The 20,795-nt window shown below is 64.6% G+C and carries 18 protein-coding genes; 10 read left to right on the top strand and 8 right to left on the bottom strand.

Translation table 11 applies throughout. From position 1 onward, the window contains the following. Positions 1-14: 14 nt before the first annotated feature. Positions 15-1,154 (bottom strand): RNA ligase, encoded by a 1,140-nt coding sequence (locus CP556_RS18670; protein ID WP_098726985.1) that lies wholly within the window; start codon positions 1,152-1,154, stop codon positions 15-17. Between the two features lie 127 nt (positions 1,155-1,281). Here CP556_RS18670 and CP556_RS18665 point away from each other — a divergent pair, with 127 nt between their 5' ends. Next, entirely contained in the window at positions 1,282-1,971 is a 690-nt protein-coding gene (locus CP556_RS18665) for an RNA ligase partner protein (RefSeq protein WP_098726984.1), read from the top strand. 80 nt (positions 1,972-2,051) lie between these two features. On the opposite strand, the gene CP556_RS18660 is transcribed toward CP556_RS18665, so the two are convergent. Further along, positions 2,052-2,924, bottom strand: a complete 873-nt coding sequence (locus tag CP556_RS18660) for a UbiA family prenyltransferase (RefSeq protein WP_098726983.1) — start codon at positions 2,922-2,924, stop codon at positions 2,052-2,054. A 335-nt stretch (positions 2,925-3,259) separates the two neighbouring features. Between CP556_RS18660 and sucC the strand changes: the two genes are divergently transcribed. Both sucC and sucD read left to right on the top strand, forming a co-directional pair. Beyond that, the gene (gene sucC / locus CP556_RS18655) at positions 3,260-4,411 is read left to right on the top strand and encodes an ADP-forming succinate--CoA ligase subunit beta (RefSeq protein WP_098726982.1); all 1,152 of its coding nucleotides are present in this window, start codon (positions 3,260-3,262) and stop codon (positions 4,409-4,411) included. Further along, positions 4,408-5,280, top strand: a complete 873-nt coding sequence (sucD, locus tag CP556_RS18650; protein WP_098726981.1) for a succinate--CoA ligase subunit alpha — start codon at positions 4,408-4,410, stop codon at positions 5,278-5,280. Before sucC ends, sucD begins: the two co-directional genes overlap by 4 nt. 425 nt (positions 5,281-5,705) lie before the next feature. On the opposite strand, the gene CP556_RS18645 is transcribed toward sucD, so the two are convergent. Both CP556_RS18645 and CP556_RS18640 read right to left on the bottom strand, forming a co-directional pair. Beyond that, on the bottom strand, positions 5,706-6,587 hold the full coding sequence (locus CP556_RS18645; RefSeq protein WP_098726980.1) for a hypothetical protein: 882 nt from the start codon (positions 6,585-6,587) through the stop codon (positions 5,706-5,708). Positions 6,588-6,958: 371 nt separating this feature from the next. After that, positions 6,959-7,858 (bottom strand): haloalkane dehalogenase, encoded by a 900-nt coding sequence (locus CP556_RS18640; RefSeq protein WP_098726979.1) that lies wholly within the window; start codon positions 7,856-7,858, stop codon positions 6,959-6,961. Between the two features lie 200 nt (positions 7,859-8,058). On the opposite strand from CP556_RS18640, the gene bioB reads away from it, so the two are divergent. The 4 genes from bioB (at position 8,059) to bioD (ending at position 12,320) form a co-directional block, all read left to right on the top strand. Continuing rightward, positions 8,059-9,162 carry a biotin synthase BioB gene (gene bioB, locus CP556_RS18635; protein ID WP_098726978.1) on the top strand — a complete coding sequence of 368 codons (1,104 nt, stop codon included), beginning with the start codon at positions 8,059-8,061 and terminating at the stop codon, positions 9,160-9,162. A gap of 25 nt (positions 9,163-9,187) precedes the next feature. Further along, positions 9,188-10,240 (top strand): (S)-8-amino-7-oxononanoate synthase BioU, encoded by a 1,053-nt coding sequence (bioU, locus tag CP556_RS18630; RefSeq protein WP_098727477.1) that lies wholly within the window; start codon positions 9,188-9,190, stop codon positions 10,238-10,240. 152 nt (positions 10,241-10,392) lie between these two features. Continuing rightward, positions 10,393-11,616, top strand: coding sequence for an aminotransferase class I/II-fold pyridoxal phosphate-dependent enzyme (locus CP556_RS18625; RefSeq protein WP_098726977.1), 1,224 nt, complete (start codon positions 10,393-10,395; stop codon positions 11,614-11,616). Beyond that, on the top strand, positions 11,613-12,320 hold the full coding sequence (gene bioD, locus CP556_RS18620; protein ID WP_098726976.1) for a dethiobiotin synthase: 708 nt from the start codon (positions 11,613-11,615) through the stop codon (positions 12,318-12,320). The genes CP556_RS18625 and bioD overlap by 4 nt, the downstream gene beginning before the upstream one ends. 13 nt (positions 12,321-12,333) lie before the next feature. Here the strand turns inward: bioD and CP556_RS18615 are convergent, their stop codons facing one another. Together CP556_RS18615 and CP556_RS18610 are read right to left on the bottom strand one after the other, a co-directional pair. After that, positions 12,334-12,531, bottom strand: a complete 198-nt coding sequence (locus CP556_RS18615; RefSeq protein WP_098726975.1) for a hypothetical protein — start codon at positions 12,529-12,531, stop codon at positions 12,334-12,336. A 186-nt stretch (positions 12,532-12,717) separates the two neighbouring features. Then, complete coding sequence (locus tag CP556_RS18610; protein WP_098726974.1) at positions 12,718-14,217, bottom strand: replication factor C large subunit; 1,500 nt, start codon at positions 14,215-14,217, stop codon at positions 12,718-12,720. Between the two features lie 172 nt (positions 14,218-14,389). On the opposite strand from CP556_RS18610, the gene CP556_RS18605 reads away from it, so the two are divergent. After that, positions 14,390-15,904, top strand: coding sequence for a glutamate-cysteine ligase family protein (locus CP556_RS18605; RefSeq protein ID WP_098726973.1), 1,515 nt, complete (start codon positions 14,390-14,392; stop codon positions 15,902-15,904). Positions 15,905-16,004: 100 nt separating this feature from the next. On the opposite strand, the gene CP556_RS18600 is transcribed toward CP556_RS18605, so the two are convergent. Together CP556_RS18600 and CP556_RS18595 are read right to left on the bottom strand one after the other, a co-directional pair. Next, positions 16,005-17,006, bottom strand: coding sequence for a hypothetical protein (locus CP556_RS18600; protein WP_098726972.1), 1,002 nt, complete (start codon positions 17,004-17,006; stop codon positions 16,005-16,007). Between the two features lie 128 nt (positions 17,007-17,134). After that, entirely contained in the window at positions 17,135-18,505 is a 1,371-nt protein-coding gene (locus tag CP556_RS18595) for a hemolysin family protein (protein ID WP_098727476.1), read from the bottom strand. Positions 18,506-18,855: 350 nt separating this feature from the next. Here CP556_RS18595 and CP556_RS18590 point away from each other — a divergent pair, with 350 nt between their 5' ends. Together CP556_RS18590 and CP556_RS18585 are read left to right on the top strand one after the other, a co-directional pair. Then, a complete protein-coding gene (locus CP556_RS18590) occupies positions 18,856-19,608 on the top strand; it encodes a competence/damage-inducible protein A (RefSeq protein WP_098726971.1) in 753 nt (250 codons plus the stop codon). A 203-nt stretch (positions 19,609-19,811) separates the two neighbouring features. Next, positions 19,812-20,777 (top strand): M48 family metallopeptidase, encoded by a 966-nt coding sequence (locus CP556_RS18585; RefSeq protein ID WP_218011975.1) that lies wholly within the window; start codon positions 19,812-19,814, stop codon positions 20,775-20,777. Positions 20,778-20,795: the final 18 nt, after the last annotated feature.

The raw sequence follows: 20,795 nt of genomic DNA, 5'->3' as shown, positions 1-20,795 counted from the left end.
ATCCAGTTTTCCGGTCATTCGTCCCGCGTCCCACCGTCCAGATAGTACCGGATCCGGTCCCGACTCGATTCGGCCACCTTCACGAACTCGACGACGCGCTCACCGTCTTCCCGGCGATCGGCCTCGAACTCGAGCGTCAGTGATTGCTCGTGCAGGTGCTCGAGAAGCGCGTCGATCGAGTCGGGATCGCCCCTGACCGTGTGTCGTTCCCCGACGGTTTCGCCGTCCGCCACGTCCCGAATAGTCGAGACCATCGGCTCGAGGATCGATTCGCCGAGCGCATGCGCCCGCGCCCTGAGCCGAGCATCGGTTCCGTCCAACTCGGCCGCCTGAAACGCGTCCCGAACGATTCGGGAAAAGACGAAGTCGCGGCCGTGATCGAAGGGAAGCGAAAACGCGTACGCGAGTTCCTCGTGGTGCTGTGATTCGGTCGTGTACTTGACCATCGACTGCCCGTCTGCCGACTTCAGGACGACGCCCTCCCGTCCCGCCGCATCGAGTTCGTCGATCGTCTCTTCGACCGTCTCACGTGCGGTCGACGGCTCCATCCGACCGAAGTGTCGCGGTTGTCCGAACCCGTACTCCTCGCAGCGGGACCGTCGATCGGCGACGGAAAGTGGCTCACCGGACTCGCGGTCACGGATGTCGATCACCCTGAACTCGTGGGTGTCGACACCTTCGTAGTCGTGGGTCGTGTACGGCGTTTCCGATCCAATCAATTCGGCACAGAGGACTGTCTCCGGATGGCTCGAAAAGAACGTCTCGAGCGGGAGGCGCTCGCGCGCCCGTGCCGTCGTAAACGGGCAGACGTAACCGCTTCTGGTAAACGCGAGGGGCTCCCCGGAGCCGGCTCCAACAGCTGCGATCCGGACGTTGAAACCGTCGAGTTTCTCCTCGATTGCGACCGTCTCGTTCGCCTCGAAAAACGAGGGAATACCGGGATCGAGAACGAGGATCCGCGGAACGCTCGGATAGCCGCGAACGACGACGTCACTTTCCTCGACGATGACGGTTCCACGCTCCACGCCGTGGCGAGTTGCGGTGAGCACGTGGTGTGTTCGGCCGGCAGCCGACCGCTGCTCGAAGTGCTCGAAGAGGTCGGCGGCCTCCTCCGTGGTCGCACCGAGCCGCTCGAGGTACTCGTCGCGGTCCATACGTCGTCGACCACGTTCCCGGTGAAAAACACCCGGTCGATCACCGATCGTCGATCGCTTCGGCCGTCCGCCGCGCCAAAGCGATCGCGGGATGAGGTCTATGTGGATTCCCGTCCAACTGAGGACTATGCCCGGTGAACTGCCGCGTCAACGGTTCGTCCTCGACACGTCGCTGTTCATCACCGAGGAGATCCGCCGCGACGACGAATCGCTCGAGGACGCCGTGGTCCGCCTGCTCGATCTCGTCGCGACCGCGCGGCTCGAACTCAACATCTCCTGTTACGTGCCGCCGTCGATCCACGACGAACTCGCGACGATGCTGCGCGAACGGGACGTCGACGACGCCGTCTTCTCGCGGCTCGACACGTGGGTCGTCCGCAAGAGTCCCGACCGGTACGGCGTCACGATTCCGGCGAACATCGTCTACAACTTCATCGACGAGATGAGCGATCGCGTGGACCGCGGCCTCCGCGTCTCGGAGAAGGCGATCCGCGAGGTCGAACAGCTCGATCCCGAAGCGCTCGCCGGTGGCTCGAACGCCGACGACGGGCGCGAGGCGTACATGACCGACGCCGATCGCATTCTCTCGGACATGCGCGACAAGTACCGTCGGGCGCTCCGGCGGGGCGTGCTCGACTCTCGCGAGGACTTCGACCTGCTGGTTCTCGCTCGAGAGTTAGACGCCGGCGTCGTCACCGAAGATCGGGGCATCATCTCCTGGGCCGACGAGTTCGGCCTCCGGTACGTCCGCGGGGGGCAGTTCCCGACGCTGCTCGAGGAGTACCTGCGGGCGACCGGCGTCGCAGACGACGACTGAGACGTGGTGTGAGTCACCAGACCAGCCACTCGAGCGCGCAGACGACGGCGGCGCAGACGACGACTGAGACGTGGTGTGAGTCACCAGACCAGCCACTCGAGCGCGCAGACGACGGCGGCCAGAAAGACGTGTTCGCCGTCGACGACGAAGCCGTAGTAGAGCGGGCCGCGATCGGGGGTCGCGAAGGGCACGTAGGCGCAGACGTAGGCGTTCATCGCGAGCACGACGAGGAACTCGCGCGGTATCGTGCCCGTCGCCGCGAGGGCGACGACCGCGGCGGCGACGGCGACCGTCGCCACCAGCGACCCCACCCGCGTCGCTCGCGGACCGAACAGGTTCGGAACCGTCGGGATGTCTTCCTCCCGGTCGCCCTCGATGTCCTTGATGTCGAAGACCACCGCGGCGATGGTGATCATGACCGTCACGTAGACGAACAGAAACAGGATCTCAAGCGAGCCGAGCCGATCGTAGTAGTAGCCGACGCCCAGCGGGATCGCGCCCCACGCGAGGCCGACGACGAGGTTCTTCACGAGGAAGGTTCGTTTGACGCCGCCGAGGGAGTAGATCAGTGCGACCGCGAGCGGGAGGAACAGGTACGCGGCCCCCGAGAGGCCGAGCGCGACGGCGATCCCGATCGCGGCGACGTAGAGGACGATCCCCGCCGTCAGCCAGAGGCGGCCGTACCGCTTCGTAAACGCCGCGCGCCGCGGGACGTTCTGCTCGTCTTCCTCGAGGTCGGTGAACCGGTTGACGGTGTAGACGAACATCGTCGCCGCGAAGACGATGAACAGCGGCAGGGGCTCGAGCGGGAGGTCCGCAAGGAGTATCGTCGTGACGGCCACGCTGACCGTCGCCAGCGAGATAAAGAGGTTGCTGTGAACCAGAAACCGCAGCACGGCCGTTATCGACGACAGCCACCCCGACTGTCGCCGAGTTGCGGTAGGGTTGGTCACGGGGCGGCCTCTACGCGTCGGTAGGGAGAGGCGAGCATTGAATGCTCTGCTGGCGGTCGGCGCTCGAGTCCGAGACGTTCCGTAGTCTCTCTCGCTCTCGAACGGACGGTCGATGATGGCATTGAAGATCGACCACTCGTGACACCGCTGCGGCGTCGGGTTCGGACGCGTGATTGTCTCTTCCCCACTTCACTTGAAAATCCACACAAACGTAGCGAACGAGAACACGCTACGGGACTAACATCGGTCGTGTCGTTGATACACGTCGATGGATACCCGGTGCCGAGTGGAAACTGGCAGGATTTAAGCAAGGTCGGAACGCCCGTTCGAATGGTATGAAATTACACGAGTACCAGGCGAAGCAGGTCTTCGCCGATGCCGGGGTACCGACGCCGGACTCGCAGCTCGCGTCCGACGTCGACGGCGTCGTCGCCGCGGCCGAGGAAATCGGCTATCCAGTCGCGGTCAAGGCACAGGTACAGGTCGGCGGCCGGGGGAAAGCCGGCGGGATCAAACTCGTCGACGACGCGGACGAGGCCCGCGAGGCGGCCGAGTCCATCCTCGGAATGGATCTGAAGGGGTATCACGTGGATCGCGTCCTCGTCGAGGAAGCGGTCGACTTCACGAACGAACTCTACGTCGGGATCACGATGGACCGCGGCGAGGGCAAACCCGTCGCGATGGTCTCGACCAAGGGCGGGGTCAATATCGAGGAGGTCGCCGAGGAGGATCCCGAGGCGATCGCCCGCGAACACATCGATCCCGCTTTCGGGATGCATCCCTACCAGGCCCGGAAGGCGGTCTACGACGCCGGCGTCGATCAGTCTATCGCGCGCGACGTCTCGAGCGTTCTCACGACTCTCTATCAGCTCTGGGACGACAAGGACGGCGCTGACGCCGAGATCAACCCGCTGATGGTCACCAGCGACAACGAGGTCATTGCGGCCGACGCCGTGATGAACATCGACGAGGACGCGCTGTTCCGCCAGCCCGAACTCGCCGAGATGGAGGAGGCGGCCGCCGGCGGCGACGAACTCGAGCAGAAGGCCGACGAGTACGGCTTCGACTACGTCCGCCTCGACGGCAACGTCGGCATCATCGGCAACGGCGCGGGTCTCGTGATGACGACGCTGGATCTGGTCGACCACTACGGCGGGAAGCCCGCGAACTTCCTGGACGTCGGCGGCGGCGCGAAGGCCGCCCGCATCGCGAACGCGCTCGACATGGTGTTCTCCGACGACAACGTCGATTCGGTCGTCTTCAACATCTTCGGCGGGATCACGCGCGGCGACGAGGTCGCCCGCGGGATCAACGAAGCGCTCGAGCAGTTCGACGAGATCCCCAAGCCGGTCGTCGTCCGACTGGCCGGGACCAACTGGGAGGAAGGCATGGAGATTCTGAACGAGGACCTCGTGACGGTCGAACAGACCCTCGAGGACGCGGTCCAACGTGCTGTCGAGTACGCTGGGGAGGTGAACGACCAATGAGTGTACTAGTCGACGACGACACGCGCGTCGTGGTACAGGGCATCACCGGCGGGGAAGGCAAGTTCCACGCCGAACAGATGATGGAGTACGGCACCAACGTCGTCGCCGGCGCGGTCCCCGGCAAGGGCGGCCAGGAGACCGCAGGCGTGCCGGTCTACGACACGGTCCACGAAGCGGTCGACGAGGAGAACGCGGACACGTCCGTCATCTTCGTCCCGCCGGCGTTCGCCGGCGACGCCGTCTTCGAGTCGCTCGATTCGGGGCTCGACCTCGCGGTCGCGATCACGGAAGGCATCCCGACGCAGGACATGGCGCGAGTCAACAAGCGCCTCTCCGAGACGGATACCCGCCTCATCGGTCCGAACTGTCCCGGCCTCATCACGCCCGGCGAAGCCAAACTCGGCATTCTCCCCGGCAACATCTTCTCCGAGGGGAACGTCGGGCTGGTCTCCCGCTCGGGCACCCTGACCTACCAGGTCGTCGACAGTCTGACCAATCGCGGCATCGGCCAGACCACCGCCATCGGTATCGGCGGCGACCCGATTATCGGGACGGACTTCGTCGACGCCCTCGAACTCTTCGAGGACGATCCCGAGACCGACGCCATCGTCATGTGCGGCGAGATCGGCGGCGAGGACGAAGAGGAAGCCGCCGCGTTCATCGACGACTACGTCGACACGCCGGTCGCCGGCTTCATCGCCGGCCGCACCGCCCCACCGGGCAAGCGAATGGGCCACGCCGGTGCGATCGTCTCCGGCTCCGGGACCGGGACCGCCGAGAGCAAGATCAACGCGCTCAACGACGCCGGGGTCCCCGTCGGCGACACCCCCGAGGAAGTCGCCGACCACATCGAAGGCTTCCTCGACTAACGCCGTCTCGCTCTCGAGGCGGCCCGTGACCGACGCTGCGGGCCGTTTCTCTCCTATTTCTCTCCCATTTCGGCGACTCGAGCGTACTCGCTTCTCGAGTGACGAGTAGCGTCGCCGTTACCGGCTTAATACGGTCGCCCCGTCGCTCTCCCGCAGCATGATCATAAGTGCGTCACCCGTCAGTGTCTCGTATGCCGGTCTGGCTGGAGTGCGACAGCTGCGGAAACGAGCATACGATTCCGGAGCGGGTCGACGATCCTGGCGGCGGAACGTGCTGTCCCGAGTGCGGCGAGCGTCCGTATACGGTTCGGCGGGCGGATATTGCGTGGCATCCCGACCCGTAACGCCCTGCCTACACACAGTCGAGAGCGGCGAACGAACGCGTCCCGGTCGCCCGGGAGTCGCCGTGACAGATCTCACGACGATCAGAAGAGTCCGCCCAGCGTCGCACGGACTTTGGAGAGGGGGCCGGAGGGTGCGTCGTCCGCGTCCGCTCGCTCCGGCTCCTCCTCGGCGTCGTCTCCGTCGGCGGCGGATTCTGGCGCAGTTTCGTCTTCCTCGAGACCGGACCCACCGTCGTCGCTCGAGTCCGATATCGTCTCGGAACCGTCGTCGGAGATGATCTCGGGTGCCGACGATGTGGCGGATTCGGGTTTCGTCTCGGTATCGTTCGGGGAGGCGGATTCGTCGACGTCGACGTCGCCGTCAGTGTGGTCCGTGATCGGCTCGGCCGCGTCGGATTGCTCGACAGCAGCCGTATCGTCGGTCGCGTTGTCGGTCACGTCAGCAGCCGTATCATCGGCCACGTCGTCGGTTGCGTCGGTTGATTCCCAGTCAGGTGTCGCGTCTGCACTCTCCTCGAGTCGGCCTTCGTCGCCTTTCTCGACGCCGTCCGTCCCCGCGTCGTCTGCGGGGTCGATCCAGAGGAACTCCCCGTCGGTCTCCTTCGACCGGCCAGTGAGCAGGAGATCCGCGAGCTCGTCGTCGTCGGCCAGCAGGTCCGCATCGACCGTCGCGTCGGGCTCGGGGTCCGGCTCGTCCGCGCTTGCGATGATCTCGTCCGGGCTCTCGTCCGCGAGAATGTCGTCGGCCCCGTTCTCATCGCCGGCGTCCGTCCGAAGCTGGTCGAAGACGTCGGCGGCCGTCTGATCTTCGACGACGTCGGACCCGTCCCCGTCGTCGGTCTCGGCTCGCTGGCCGCCCTCTGAATCCCCGTCCGACTCGATCTCCCCGAAGAGATCGTCGACGCTCGAGCCCACCTCGAACCCGCCGTCGGCCGACTGCGTGTCTGTCGTACTATCAGTCATGAAATCCTTCTGTGCTAGTCGATTATCACGCGACTTTAATTTTTGGAATTTTTTCAGTCACGCGAATTGAGATTGATGACGTATTAGTGTGCTGGCCATCGACGCGGGTCGACGCCCGTGGATGTTGACAAACGACCAGTTGAACGCCGTCGAAGCCGTTGATTCGGCAAACTGTCGCTTGAGGGGGCTGGTGCGCGGCTCCACCGCCCGTCGACGGTCGGGGGATTCCGGTACGAGTCCGTCTCGCCGCCCGCGATCGCGCACAGGAGGGGACGGACGAGTGCGAGGATTCCCTCGTGAACGTGACTGCAGAGATATCCGAGAAGTGGGATGCGGAGACACCCCGGTAGCAGTCGGTTCTGCGCCTCGAGTCAGGTTCGGTCAACGAAGTCGACGATGTGCTCGGCGATCTCTTCGCCGGCGTCCTCCTGCAGGAAGTGGGCCGCCTCGTCGATCCAGACATCGGGCTGTTCGGTCGCAGTCGGGATGTGATGTCGGAGTGGATCGCGGTCGTGGGACGTGATCGGATCCTCCTTCGCGAACAGGACGAACGCCGGTTTCTCCCACTCGCCGAGGAGTTCCTGAGTTTCGGCCATCAGGTCAGCTCCGGGATCGTCGGGCGACGTGGGAACGAGGCCGGGGAACGTCCGCGCGGCGGCCATGTATCGCTCGTCGGGGAACGGCGCGCGGTAGGCGTCGACCACGTCATCGGAGAGGTCGCTGTAGCAACCGTTTTCGACCAGTCTGCCGATGTCGAGGTCGTCAGCTGTCGCCACCATCTCGGCGAACTCGTGCCACCTGTCGCTCATCTCCTGTGACCCGTTCGGGACGCCGGTGTTCATCGGTACCAGACGCGCGAACCGTTCGGGCTCGTGGGTCGCAAGCGGGAGTCCGAGGACGCCACCCCAGTCCTGACAGACGAGCGTGATGTTCGTCAGGTCGAGTTCCTCGACGAACGTCTTCAGCGCGTCGTAGTGCATCTCGACGGAGTACTCGTCGCGGTCCTCGTACCGGTCGGAGCGTCCGCAACCGATCAGATCGGGGACGATTACGCGGCCGCGCTCGGCCAGCGTGGGCATCATCTTCCGATACAGGAACGACCACGTGGGTTCGCCGTGCAGACAGAGGAACGTTTCCTCGGCTTCGTCGCCGTCTGCACTGCCGCCGGTTTCCACGTACGCCATCCGTAACTCGCCGACGTCGACGTACTGCGGTTCGTAGTCGAAATCTGGCACGTCCTCGAATCGCTCCGTTGGAACACGAACGACCATACGCTGTGATATTACATACCACTATTCAAAGGTTGGGGAACCGATGTGAACGCTGTAAGCATTGTTCAAAACAACAGTTTCGGCCGTAAACCCCACTCGGCGATGCGCCGGATTCACCCGAAGCTAACCGATCGAGGAGTACCCGACAACAGCCACGACTATCCAAAACCATTATAATCCCGTCAACCGCGTCTAGAGTTGTGGTTTACGAGACTGGAAACGAGACGGTCGACGACGCACTCGAGCGGGTGCTTGCCGGCGAGCGCCTCGACCGGACCGACGGGCTTGCGCTGATCGCCCAGCCGGTCGAGGCGCTCGCGGAGGCCGGCGCGGCCGTGCGCGATCACTTCGGCGACGGCACGGTCGACGCCTGCTCGATCGTCAACGCGAAGGCGGGCAACTGCGCCGAGGATTGCGGCTTCTGTGCGCAGTCGGTCCACTTCGACACCGGCATCGACACCTACGGCTTCCTCGGCCCCGAGAAGATCCTCGAGGCGGCCAAACGAGCCGAACGCGACGGTGCCCAGCGCTTCGGGATCGTGGTCGCCGAGAAGGGCGTCTCGAAGGAACACCGCCCCGAAGAGTGGGCGGAGGTCCTCGAGTCGATCCGACTCGTCCGCGACGAGTGCGACCTCGAGGTCGACGCCTCCCTCGGTATCCTGACCGAGGAGGAGGCCGCAATCCTCGCCGCGGAGGGAATCAATCACTACAATCACAACATCGAGACCTCCCCGAACTACTTCCCCGAAATCGTCGGCTCCCACAGCTTCGAGGACCGCGTGAAGACCCTCGAGGTCGCCAAGGCGGCCGGAATGGACCTCTGTGCCGGCGTCATCCTCGGCATGGGCGAGACGCCGACCGACAGGGTCGAAGCGGCTATCGCCCTGCAGGACATCGGCGTCTCCTCGCTCCCGGTGAACGTTCTCAACCCCGTTGCGGGAACGCCGCTGGCCGAACAGGGTGTCGACATCAGCACGTCGGAGATCGTCGAGACGGTCGCGGTGTACAAGCTGCTCCACCCCCGCTCGCGGGTTCGCCTGACCGGCGGCCGCGAGGTAAATCTCGAGCCGGACGAACAGCACCTGCCTCTCGAGGCCGGCGCCGACGGCATCCTCACGGGCGACTACCTCACGACCGAGGGCCAATCGCCCGGCGACGACATCGAAATTATCGAGCGCGCGGGGCTCGAGCCTAACCGGGACACGAACGATTTCGACCCAGAGGAGGTAAAGGCACGCCACAGCGGGGCCGCCGAATCGTCGACTGAAACGGCGAGTCCAGGCACAGAACCGAGCGATGACTGACGACACACGATTCAAGATCAAACCTATGGACGACATCACGTTTGCGGTACTCGGAACCGGTGGTATCGGCCGACGAGCACTCGAAGTGAGCCAGCACAAGGACGCGCTGACGCCCGTTGCGGCGTGTGATCGCCACGGCGTCGCGTTCGACTTCGACGGCCTCGACGTTGACGAACTGCTGGCGGCGACGGAGGGCAATATTGACAACGAAGTCGCAACCGACGGTGGCGCAGCTACTGCCGAAGGCGGCGTCAAACAACACGGCGAGGACAAGGGCGTCGTCGCCTCGAGCCAGGCCCGACCCAGCGAGGATCCGATTCAGGAGAGTATCGATCACGGTGACCGGATCGACGCCGTCCTGCTCGCGCTGCCGAACTACGAACACGACTTCATCCCGCGGACGGCCGACCGCTTCGCCGAGGGCGGCTACTCCGGGGTTATGATCGACGTGCTCAAGCGTTCCCGCGTGATCGACATGCTCGACGACCGCAGCGATGAGTTCGCCGAGGCCGGCATCACGTTCATCTGTGGCGCCGGCGCGACGCCCGGCCTCTTGACCAGCGCGGCCGCACTCGCCGCCCAGTCGTTCGTCGAGGTCACTGATGTCGACATCCACTGGGGCGTCGGCCTCAAATCGGGCTACGAGGATAACCGCGGCACCGTCCGCGAGGACATCGCCCACCTTCCCGAGTACGATATCGAGACCGCCCGGACCCTCTCCGACGAGGAGATCGAGGCGATCATCGACGACCACGACGGCGTCATCGAGTTCGAAGACATGGAACACGCCGACGACGTGTTGCTCGAGCGCGCCGGCGTCTGCGACGCCGCGGACGTCACCGTTGGCGGGATCCTCGACGCGCGAAACGACGAGAAGCCGACGACGACGACGGTTCGCGTGACCGGGACGACCTTCGACGGCGAGACGGCAACCAACACCTTCCAGCTCGGCGACGAGACGAGCATGGAGGCGAACGTTAACGGACCCGCGCTTGGCTACCTGAAAGCCGGCGTGCGACGGAACCGTGCGGGCGAGTACGGCGTCCTCGGTCCCGCCGAACTGATGCCGGGGTTCTGATCGATAGCGAGTGAATCGTCTTTTCATGGGATACGAGTCATGATGATCCGGAGCCCGTCACGTATCGGCCGTCTCGAGGACCGTCTCGGCCGAATTCACCGACCGATCGGAACCGTGAGAGTCAAACCGTGGCGCTGAGTTCGTTTAGCCGAATGGCCGACCGCGGGTTCGACCTCGAGGACCGACTCGAGACGCTCGAAACAAACGATTTGAAACGCGCCCTCTCGCCCGTCGATCGGGTCGCCGAGCGAGGCTATTTCGCCCAACCGTCGGGCGACGAGTTGCCCGTGCTCGAGGCGGGTGAGGCGCTGGTCTTCGCCTCCAACAACTACCTCGGGCTGACCGACGACCAGCGCGTCCAGGACGCGGCCCGGCAGGCCGCCGCGACCGTCGGCACGGGTGCCGGCGCGAGCCGGCTTGTCACCGGCGACACGATGGTCCATCGCGATCTCGAGCGGTTGCTCGCCGAGACCAAGCGCACCGACCGCGCGCTCGCCTTTTCCTCGGGCTACGCCGCGAACGTCGGGACGATCACCGCGCTCGAGCCGGATGTCGTCTTTTCGGACGAGTTAAACCATGCAAGTATCATCGACGCCTGTCGGCTCGCGGACGCCGAGACAGTCGTTTACGACCACTGCGACGCTGGGAGCCTGCGATCGATGCTCGAGGAGCGAGCCGATCGAGCGAGCCGTGACGGCCGCAAACCGGCGGACGAGTCGTGGCTGATCGTCACCGATTCGGTGTTCAGCATGGACGGCACCGTCGCGCCGCTACGGGCGATCTGTGACGCTGCCGAGGCGGTCGGCGCGTGGGTGATGGTCGACGAGGCCCACGCGACCGGGCTGTACGCACACGGCGGTGGCGTCGTGCAGGCCGAAGGGCTCGAGGACCGGGTCCAGATCCAGATGGGGACGCTCTCCAAGGCGTTGGCCAGCCAGGGCGGGTACGTCGCCGGGAGCGAGGAACTGATCGAGTGTCTGTGCAACGACGCGCGCTCGTTCGTTTTCTCGACCGGTCTCACGCCGCCGGCCGCCGCGGCCGCGAGCGAGGCGCTGCACGTCGCTCGACACGGCGACGCACGCGAGCGGCTCTGGGAGAACGTCGCCCACCTTCGCGACGGCCTTGAGTCGATGGGGTTCGCGGTCCGGGGTGACTCCCAGATCCTCCCGGTGGTCGTCGGCGACCGCGCGGACGCGATGGCCCTCGCCGAGGGAATTCGCGAACGTGACGTCGTCGCGCCGGCGATCCGCCCACCCACGGTTCCGGAAGGGACCAGTCGTATCCGCGTTGCTCCGATGGCGACCCACGACCGTGACGATATCATCGACTGCCTCGAGGCGTTCCGCGCGGCGGGCGAGGAGGTGGGGCTGCTGTGACCGCGACGAAGCCGATCGCTGTCGTCGGAACCGGGACGGGGGTCGGGAAGACGGTTATTACGGCCGGACTCACACGCCTGCTCCGTGCGGCGGGACACGATGCGCGGGCCATCAAACCCGCCCAGACCGGCCACCCGCCGGACGACGACGCGGGGTTCGTCGCCGCGGCCTGTGGGGATTCCGAAGCCGCGACATGCCCCCGCTATCTCGAGCCGGCACTGGCGCCCAGAGTCGCCGCCGACGTCGCCGACGAGGAACTCGAGTACGAGACGATTCGGGCGGCGTGCGAGCGCGAGATCGAGGAAACGCCGGTCCCGATCGTCGAAGGAATCGGCGGCCTGCGGGTTCCGCTGGCCGGTGATCGGGAAGTGATCGATCTGGTCGCCGACCTCGAGGCCGCGGCGGTCGTCGTCACGCGCTCGGGGCTTGGGACACTGAATCATACCGCGCTCTCGATCGACGCCCTCGAGGCCCGCGGAATCGACGTCTGCGGTGTTATCGTCAACGAATACGGCGGCGAGACGATGGCGGAGCGGACGAATCCCGCCGAACTCGAGCGGATGACCGACTATCCGGTGGAGACGGTCCCGTCGCTCGACGCGGATGCGAGCGACGGCGATAGCGAACCAGGGATCCTCGCTGCCGGCGTCGGCGATGCACTGTCACCGGCGTTCCGCAATCGGCTGCCGATAGAAGACTGCTGATCGAACCGTGCGGTCAGGGCGACGGTGCCGGTCGCTCCTCGTTGACCGTCGTTGACTCGTAGTCGGACGAAATATCGGTGCTCGCCCCGTCGAGTTCGACCAAGTGGGAGACCACTTCGGATTTCCGGTGCTCCACCTCGAGTTGGACCTGGAGACCGGTTTTGTCGTCGTACGTTTCCGCACAGAGCGGGCAGCTGTGTGGTTTTGTCACTCGTGGGTCACCATGAGGAACTCTCGTCGTTCACCACTGTAATAGTGTCGATCAATTTATGTATAGATATATTCGCGGCGAATAAAACCGATTCATGAGCATCCGTCGTGCTGTCTTCCGTGCCACAGTACGACTTCCGCCCGTCAGAACCAGCGTTGCCGACGAGCGTCGAGAGACGAGCCCCGGTCAGAAGAAATCATTCAATCCCGACTGATCGTCGTCCGGTTCGTCGTCCGCTGACGCGGGATCCGATGCCGACTCGGTGTCGGTTCCGTCGTCCGACTCCGTCGCTGCGAGCGCCCGTTGCTCGTTCGACTCGTCGCCGTCGGCCTCGGTGTCGGCAGTGGCCGCAGTACTCCCGTCGCTCGAGCGCTCGGCCTCGAAGAAGGCGTTACCCGAGTGTTCGACCGCGGCGTCAGCTTTTAGCTCCGCGGCGTCCTCCACGATCGATTGGACCTTGTTGGTGTCCTTCCCGCTGCCGGTAACGAACGAGACCTCCGACTCGTCGAGATCGTAGGCCGCCGCCATCCGAACGGTCAGATCGCGGTTCTTGCAGTGGTGGGTCATCGCCGAGAGGAAGGGAAGGACTTCCCGGCGGACCGTCGCGACGCTCGCGCCCTCCCGTTCGGCGATGCGTTCGGCGATCGAATCGCGGGTGTTTCGCGTTCCTTTGGTTCGACCGAGTTTCGACCAGTAGCTCGGCGGGCCGTATCGGGTCCACCCGCCTTTGTCGCCGCGCCTCGAGGCGGCGACGCCCGCGGTCATGTTGTCGGTCGCGTAGCGCCAGTAGGAGTAGTCCTGCGTCGCGCGCACCCGACCGAGCCACCGGTCGGCGTTCGTGAGGTATCCGTAGGCGTCGGCCAGTTCCGCACCCTCGTAGTCCTTCGGAACGTTGTCCTCGATCCAGTTGAGCAGTTCGTCGGGCGTCTCGTCAACATCGTAAGAGGCTCGCAGCGCTCCCTCCGCGTCTTTTTCCTTGATGAGTTCGTCGAGGAAGTCGAAGATGCCCTCGGTGGTGTCTCGCTCGCTTGTCACCACGTCGTCGACGGTCAGTCGCTCGGCCTCCTCGGCGACCGCCTGCAAGTCGTTGACCGCCGAGCGAAGGTCGCCGCTCGTCGATTCGGCGATCTTCTCGAGGGCCTCCTCCTCGAACTCGACGCCTTCGCGCCGGCAGATGTCCCGTAGCACGGGGACAATCGAGCGCTTCGAGACGTCCCGGAACTCGATCGTCTCGCAGGCGTTGCGCAACGACTGGCTCATGTCGTAGAACTCGTTGGCCACGAGGACGATCGGCTGGTTCGCGTCCTTGACGACGCGCGTGACTTCTCGAGAGCCGCCGTAGTCGGCGTTGCCGTGGAAGTTGTCCGCCTCGTCGAGGATGACGAGCCGTCGACCCGCCTCGCCAGCGGTGAGCGTCCCGCTCTTGGCGGCTTCGCCGGCTATTTTCTCGATGACGTCGGCTCCCCGGCTGTCGCTGGCGTTGAGTTCCATGACGGGCCAGCCCATATCGGCGGCCAGCGCGTGCGCGGCGGAGGTCTTCCCGACGCCCGGGCTGCCGTGAACGATCACCGACTTACGGTGGTCGTCCCAGCTCTCGGCCCACTCCTCGAGTTTGTCGCGGGCCTTGTTGTTGCCGCGTACCTCCGACAGCGTCGTCGGGCGGTACGTCTCCGTCCAGTCGGTCATTGGATACCGGTTGGTGCGAGTCGCGTTTAGGGATTGCGGAGCGTCACTCCCCGTCGACCGTTTTCAGGTCGAGATGAAGTGCGGATAACCCGCGTTTACCCTCGAGAACCACTACTCGAGCAGACAGTCCCGCACCCCACCTCTAAGCGACTGGCCCCGCTGTGTTTCGATGATGGCGGCGTTCATTGACCTCGTCACGCGGTCGCTCCGCGAGGAGACGCGAGCCGAGTTCGACCGGCGCGTCGACGAGCAGGCCGCTCGTCTCACCGACGCCCTTCGAGCGGGGCGACTCGACAACCCCAGTTTCGGGCTCGGCATCGAACTCGAGGCCTACGTGATCGACGAGGAACACCGACTCGCTCGCGTTCCGTCCTCCCTGTTCGAGAGCCGCTGTGAGAAGGAGCTCGGCCGACACAACGTCGAGCTCCACACCGATCCGAACTCGTTCGACGGCGACGGAATCGAAACGCAGGCGGCGACGCTCCGGCGTGACTATCGAGCCGTTCGACGCGCCGCGGACCGCGACGGGCTCGAGATCGTGCTGGATGCGATGTGGACGACTCCGCCGCCGGATGGCAGTGACGACTACCTCACGGCCGCTCGCGAGAGCGAGGGGATGACGATCGCCGACAACATGACGCGGTCGCCGCGTTACTGTGCGATCGATAACGACATTCTGGCGCGAGCCGGCGGAGCGGTCACCCTCTCGGTTCCGGGCGTCGAGCGTGCGTTTCCGTCGATCCTCTTCGAGTCGTTGGCGACCTCGATCCAGCCCCACGTCCAGATTCCCGACGTCGAGGCGTTTCCGCGCTACTACAACACCGCGATCCGGACGCTCGGTCCGGTGCTCGCGCTCGCGACGAACTCGCCGCTGCTTCCGCCGGATCTGTACGAGATCGACGATCCGCCCCGCTTGCTCGAGGAAACCTATCACGAACTCCGGATTTCGGTGTTCGAGCAGTCCGTCAATCACGGCTGGGAGAAAGTTCGCTTCCCGAACGGAATACGGCGGACGGTCGACACCGTCGACCGGCTCGTCGCCGACGAGACGTGTGCGCCGTTTCTCCGCGAGTGGCTCGAAGACGGGGCTCGCGAGACGTTCGCGGACCAGTTCTGGGAACTCGATCACAAGCGGGGAACGTACTGGCGGTGGCTCCGCGCCGTCATCGGCGGGCAACCGGTCGAGCGGGGAGACCACTGGTCGGTTCGCATCGAATACCGACCGCTTCCCACGCAGCCGACCATCGCGGAGAACATCGGCTTCCAGGTCCTAGTCGCGGGGCTCGTCCACGGGCTGTGTACGGCCGACCATCCGCTCTCGAGCCTCGATCGAGACATCGCCGAACGAAGCTTTTACGCCGCCGTCGAGGACGGGATCGATGCCGAGATGGCGTGGGTTACTGCGGACGGTGATCGAACGACCGATCCGACTGTAATCTACGACGAACTCTTCGAGTTCGCTCGTCGCGGCCTCCGCGAGCAGGGAGTTTCGTCGGCAACTATCGAGGACTACGTCGGGCCGATCGAGGCACGCTGGACCGATCGGACGACTCCGAGTCGATGGAAACTGGCCCGCGTCGCGGACTATCTCGACGCTGGCGAACGATTTGACGACGCCGTGTACGAAATGCAAGCCGACTACATCCGCCGAGCCGCGACCGACGAGCCGCTCGTCCGGTGGTCCTGAATCGAGAGACGACCAGCGCTTCAGCCCTGCAAATTTTGTCGGTGCGTACTGCAAGCGAACGCGTCGCAATCGGATGGCGTCTCACTCCGCCTCCGCCCTGTCACCCCCTCCCGTAGACGAGAACGGACCGCTCGGACGTATCGTCGTCGGATTCGATCCGAATAGGGAACTCGTGATCGTTCGCAATGACGGGCGTTTCGTACCCCGTCGAGAGGACCGTCCGCTCGCCGGCGTCGAGTGACACCGACCGCCGTTCGACCAGTTCCGCGCTGGTACCGACGAGGAGCTCGAGTTCCTGCGTGCCGGCGGCCCCACCGGTGTTTTCGACCGTCACGCTCACCTCGAGGAACTCGCCGGAGTCGATGGGCGTGTTCGTCTCGAGCGGACCGATCGTGAACGTCGCGTCGCCGCTGGTATCGCCGTCGTCGCTGCTTCTATCGTCGCCGCCGTCGGGCTCGATCTCGCTGAGACACTCGCTGGCGCGCGGATTCTCGTGGGTCGCGGACACCCGCTGGTAGTCCGCTTTCCGTGTCGTCAGCGACGAGAGGACGGTGCCGGTACTGCCGTAGTCCGGCACCTCGACGGTAATCTCGTCGGCCCCGGCGTGCACGTTCGATCCGTCCGCAATCTCGAAAACGACCGTTCCCGAGAACGGGGCGTCGACGTCCTCGCCGAAGGTGATGCCGTCCTCGAGGATGGTGTCGCCGTACAGGCCATCGTCGGCGTAGAATCCCGTGCTCGCGAAGGCGACGTCGCCGGCCTCGAACGTGCCGGAAACCGTCGCTCGAGAACAGGAGTCGAACGTCACGTTTCGTTCCGTCTCGCCGTTCGAGTCGTCACTCTCGTTCTCGGTGTCGTCGTCCGAACTCTCGTCTCCCGTGTCCGTCTCGCCGTCGGAACTATCGGTCTCCGCGTCGCTGTCAGCTGCCGAACCGTCGGTTCTTCCCTCGGTCCCGTTCGTCTCCGAGCCGGTCCCGGAATCCAGCCGGTCGGAGCCGTCGTTCGTTCCGTTCCCGCCGTCCGTTTCGTTGCCGTTTAGGTCGAGACAGCCCGTCAGTCCAACTCCGAGTCCCGCGGAGGCGATGAGTGTTCGACGGTCCATATCTGGACCAGTCCGCCCCGCACCATAAAATGTAGGAGAAATGTTATGTCCGATTACAGTCATCGGCCCGGACGTAACGGGTCGGATTGACATGTAACCCGTTCAAGGCGAAAATCGCCGTCGAGTGCTCAGCCTGAAGACTCCTCGGCCTCCGGAACGGCCTCACTGACGGTTACGCTCGAGACGCGAGTTCCTTCGACGGCTTCGACCGTTACCTCGTAGCCGTCAGCCTGTATCGCGTCGTCGACCTCGGGCGGGCGACCGAGACGGCTTAACACCAGTCCGCCGATGGTGTCGAACGCGTCGCTTTCGAACGCCGTTCCGAGGGTCTCGTTCACCACGTCCAGCGGGACGCCGCCGTCCATCTCGTAGCGGCCGTCGGCGAGTTCCTCGATCGAGGGCTCCATCGACGCCACGTCGAACTCGTCTTGAATCTCGCCGACAACCTCCTCGATGACGTCTTCGATCGTCAGGATTCCCTCGAAGGCGCCCCACTCGTCGATGACGACCGCCAACTGGACGTTTTGTCGGCGGAAATCCGCGAGCACCTCGTCGATCCGGCGCGTTTCGGGGACGATGATGACGTCTCGAGCGAGGTCGCGAGCGGTCGGCTCGTCGGCCGGTTCCTCGTCCGACTGCCCACCGCCGTCCGCGGCCTCGATCGCTTTGAGCACGTCTTTCGCGTGGACGAAGCCGATGACCGGTTCATCGGCCGTCTCGTCGACGACGGGGAACCGGGTGTAGTTCCCGCTCGCGGCGACGCCTCGGAGCTCCGAGAGGGGCATCCCGGCGCGAACGGTGACGACGTCCGGTCGGGGGACCATCACTTCGCGCGCGATCGTATCGCCCAGATCGAAGACGGCCTCGATCATCTCGACCTCGTCCGCGTCGACGGCTCCCTGGTCTCCCGACTGCGAGACGATGCGCATGATCTCTTTCGGCGTGTGGCTCTCGTCGCGCTCGGAGGCCGGCGCGACGCCGATGAGTCGCGTGAAGAAGTTCGCCGTCCCGTTGAACACGATGATTCCCGGGATGAAGATGTAGTAGAAGAACTTCATCGGTGCGGCGACGAGCAATGCGATCCGCTCGGCGTCAGCGATGGCGAGCGTCTTCGGGGCCAGCTCACCGAAGACGACGTGCAGGAACGTGATGATGCTGAATCCGATCGCGATGGAAACCAGATGGAGCGTGCCGGCGGGAAGCACCGGCCCCAGTACGGGCTCGAGGAGCGAGGCGATGGCGGGTTCGCCGACCCATCCCAGTCCCAGCGAGGCGATCGTGATCCCTAACTGGGTGGTCGCGAGGTAATCGTCCAGGTTCTCCTCGGCCTCCTGGACGAGCTTCGCCGACGACCGGCCCTCGTCGACGAGGGTCTGAATCTGCGTCGGCCGAATCCGGACGTACGCGAACTCAGCGGCGACGAAAAAGCCGTTCAGGAAGACCAGGAAGAGAGCGAAGAGGAGCCGCCCGAACGAGAACGCGAGATCCACTTCTACCATCAGTTCCACCCCGGCGGCTGTGAGCGATGCCGTCCCGTCATCGTCCTGTCGGGTCCGCTCTGTGCTCGAGTACCGATTCGATGGATTTCCACCGTCGATCCGACGGGACAACAACCATCGCTCGGCGGCGAAGACGAGACGGCAGTCCCGCCGCCGGTGAAGACGACCATACAGTCAGTTGGCACACGGGTTACAAAACCGTGGCGCTGGCGATCGCGAGAGCGTGCGATCCACAGCATGCTCGAGCGGTTTTCGGCGATCGGTCGACTGTCCCGACGCCGACCAGCAGTCGGATCCGCTCGCCGGTCGGGTCCCGGAGCCGATAACTACCCGGAACTCGAAGCCGGCCCATGAACGTGGCGATCGTCACCGTCGGCGACGAGATACTCGCGGGATCGACGACCAACACCAACGCGTCGTGGCTGGCCGAGCGGATCACCGAGCGCGGCAGCAACGTCGAGCGGATCCTGACGATCCCCGACGACCGCGAGCTGATAGCCGACTACGTCGCCCGGTGGAGCGACGCGTTCGACGCCGTGATCGTCACCGGCGGCATCGGCGGGACTCCAGACGACGTGACCGTCGAAGCCGTCGCCGACGGCTTAGAGCGGGAGTTCGTCGTCCACGGCGAGATCAAGGAGCGGCTGGTCGAGAAGGCAGCCGCGTTTCGGGACGAGAATCCGGAGATGGTCGAGGAGTACGATCTCCAGCTCGACATCGACGCGGCGGCCTCGATTCCCGAGGGCGCGACGCCGATCGTCGTCGACGAGGGGTGGGCTCCCGGCTGCATCGTCGAGAACGTCTACGTCCTGGCCGGCATCCCCGACGAGATGAAGGCGATGTTCGAGGCCGTCGCCGACGAGTTCCAGGGCGATGCAGTGGCCCGCACGATCTACACACCGGCACCCGAGGGATCGCTCCACGAGGCCCTCGAGGGCGTCACCGAGCGGTTCGACGTCGCGGTCGGGAGCTATCCGCGCAGCGAGAACCGACCCGGCCGGATCCGCGTCTCGAGTACCGACCTCGAGACGGTCGAGGCGGCGATCGGGTGGCTTCGGGAGCACGTCGAGACGACCGAGCCGCCGTCGACCGAGGAGACGTGATGGAGTGGCGGACGGCGAGGTTCTTTTACGGACGGTTTGCGGTGCGATCTCCATCTCCGTCCATCCCTCTCCGAGACGCTGAACTGGATCCATCATACCTCCGACTACGGAAACACTCCATTCGTCACGGCGAGCAGCTGAAAGTATAGACTCGATAGAATCGGTAGAAAATACTTGGTAGAGAACGGAGGTCGACATCTAAAATGCGACTGACGACACCGGTCGGACTCATAACCCGTGCGACGCTTGCGACGGTTACCAGTGTCGCAGTGCTCGCCGGTAGTCTTACCGTCGTACTGGTGATCGCGATCACCAGTGGAATGGTGTTTTCCGCGTATGCGGCCGATTTGCTGGGTTTCACTCATATTTCCCTTCCCAGTGTGGTATGGTCAGTCGTCTGGTCGCTTTGCGGTCTCTGTGCGGTCGTCTGGTTCACTCGAGCGATTGCAAGCGCCGTTCGAACCGGACGCGCCGATTTACTCCACCGAACGACACCTCTCTCGAAGACAGCGGTAGACGAACCGTCGACCATCGAATACACAGTTGGTCGTCTCGCGAGGCAGATAGATGTCCCAAAACCGCCGATACGAATCGACCCGACGGCGACGCCGCTTGCATACACGACATCCCGACCAGACGACCCGATTGTCAGAACCAGTCACGACGCGACGCCGGTTATCGTCGTCTCGCAGGGACTCATCGAGACGCTATCGGAGTCGGAGCTATCGGCGGTCCTCGCACACGAACTCGCCCATATTTCCAACGACGATCTTCGACTACTCACGGTGGTACTCGTCCCCCTCATCGCTGCCGAGACGCTTACACCGGACGAAGGGAGTACGTCAACTGTCTTCGAAGTCTGTGGCCACATCCTCAGTTTCATCGCAGTGATTGGAGTCGGTGTCTTCTCCCGAGGTCGAGAACTGGCCGCCGACCGCGCCGCTGCGGAGCTAACCGGCGATCCGGCTGCACTCGCGACTGCGCTCGAGAAACTCGACGAAGCAGCGTCTGCCAAACCGACAGCGGATCTTCGCGAACACGCTCGATCGACGAAAGCGATCACTATTCTTCCGACTGTTGGTGATGGACCCACCAGTACCGGTCTTCGTTCGACACACCCGCCGCTCGAGATGCGCCTCGAACAGCTTCGCTCGCTGGCGGCTGACTGATATGATGAGACGATAGTG

Origin of the sequence: Natrinema sp. CBA1119 (genome assembly GCF_002572525.1) — an archaeon.
Classification (GTDB): domain Archaea; phylum Halobacteriota; class Halobacteria; order Halobacteriales; family Natrialbaceae; genus Natrinema.
The sequence above is the reverse complement of the archived record's forward strand: the minus strand, read 5'-3'. Positions and strand labels throughout refer to the sequence as shown.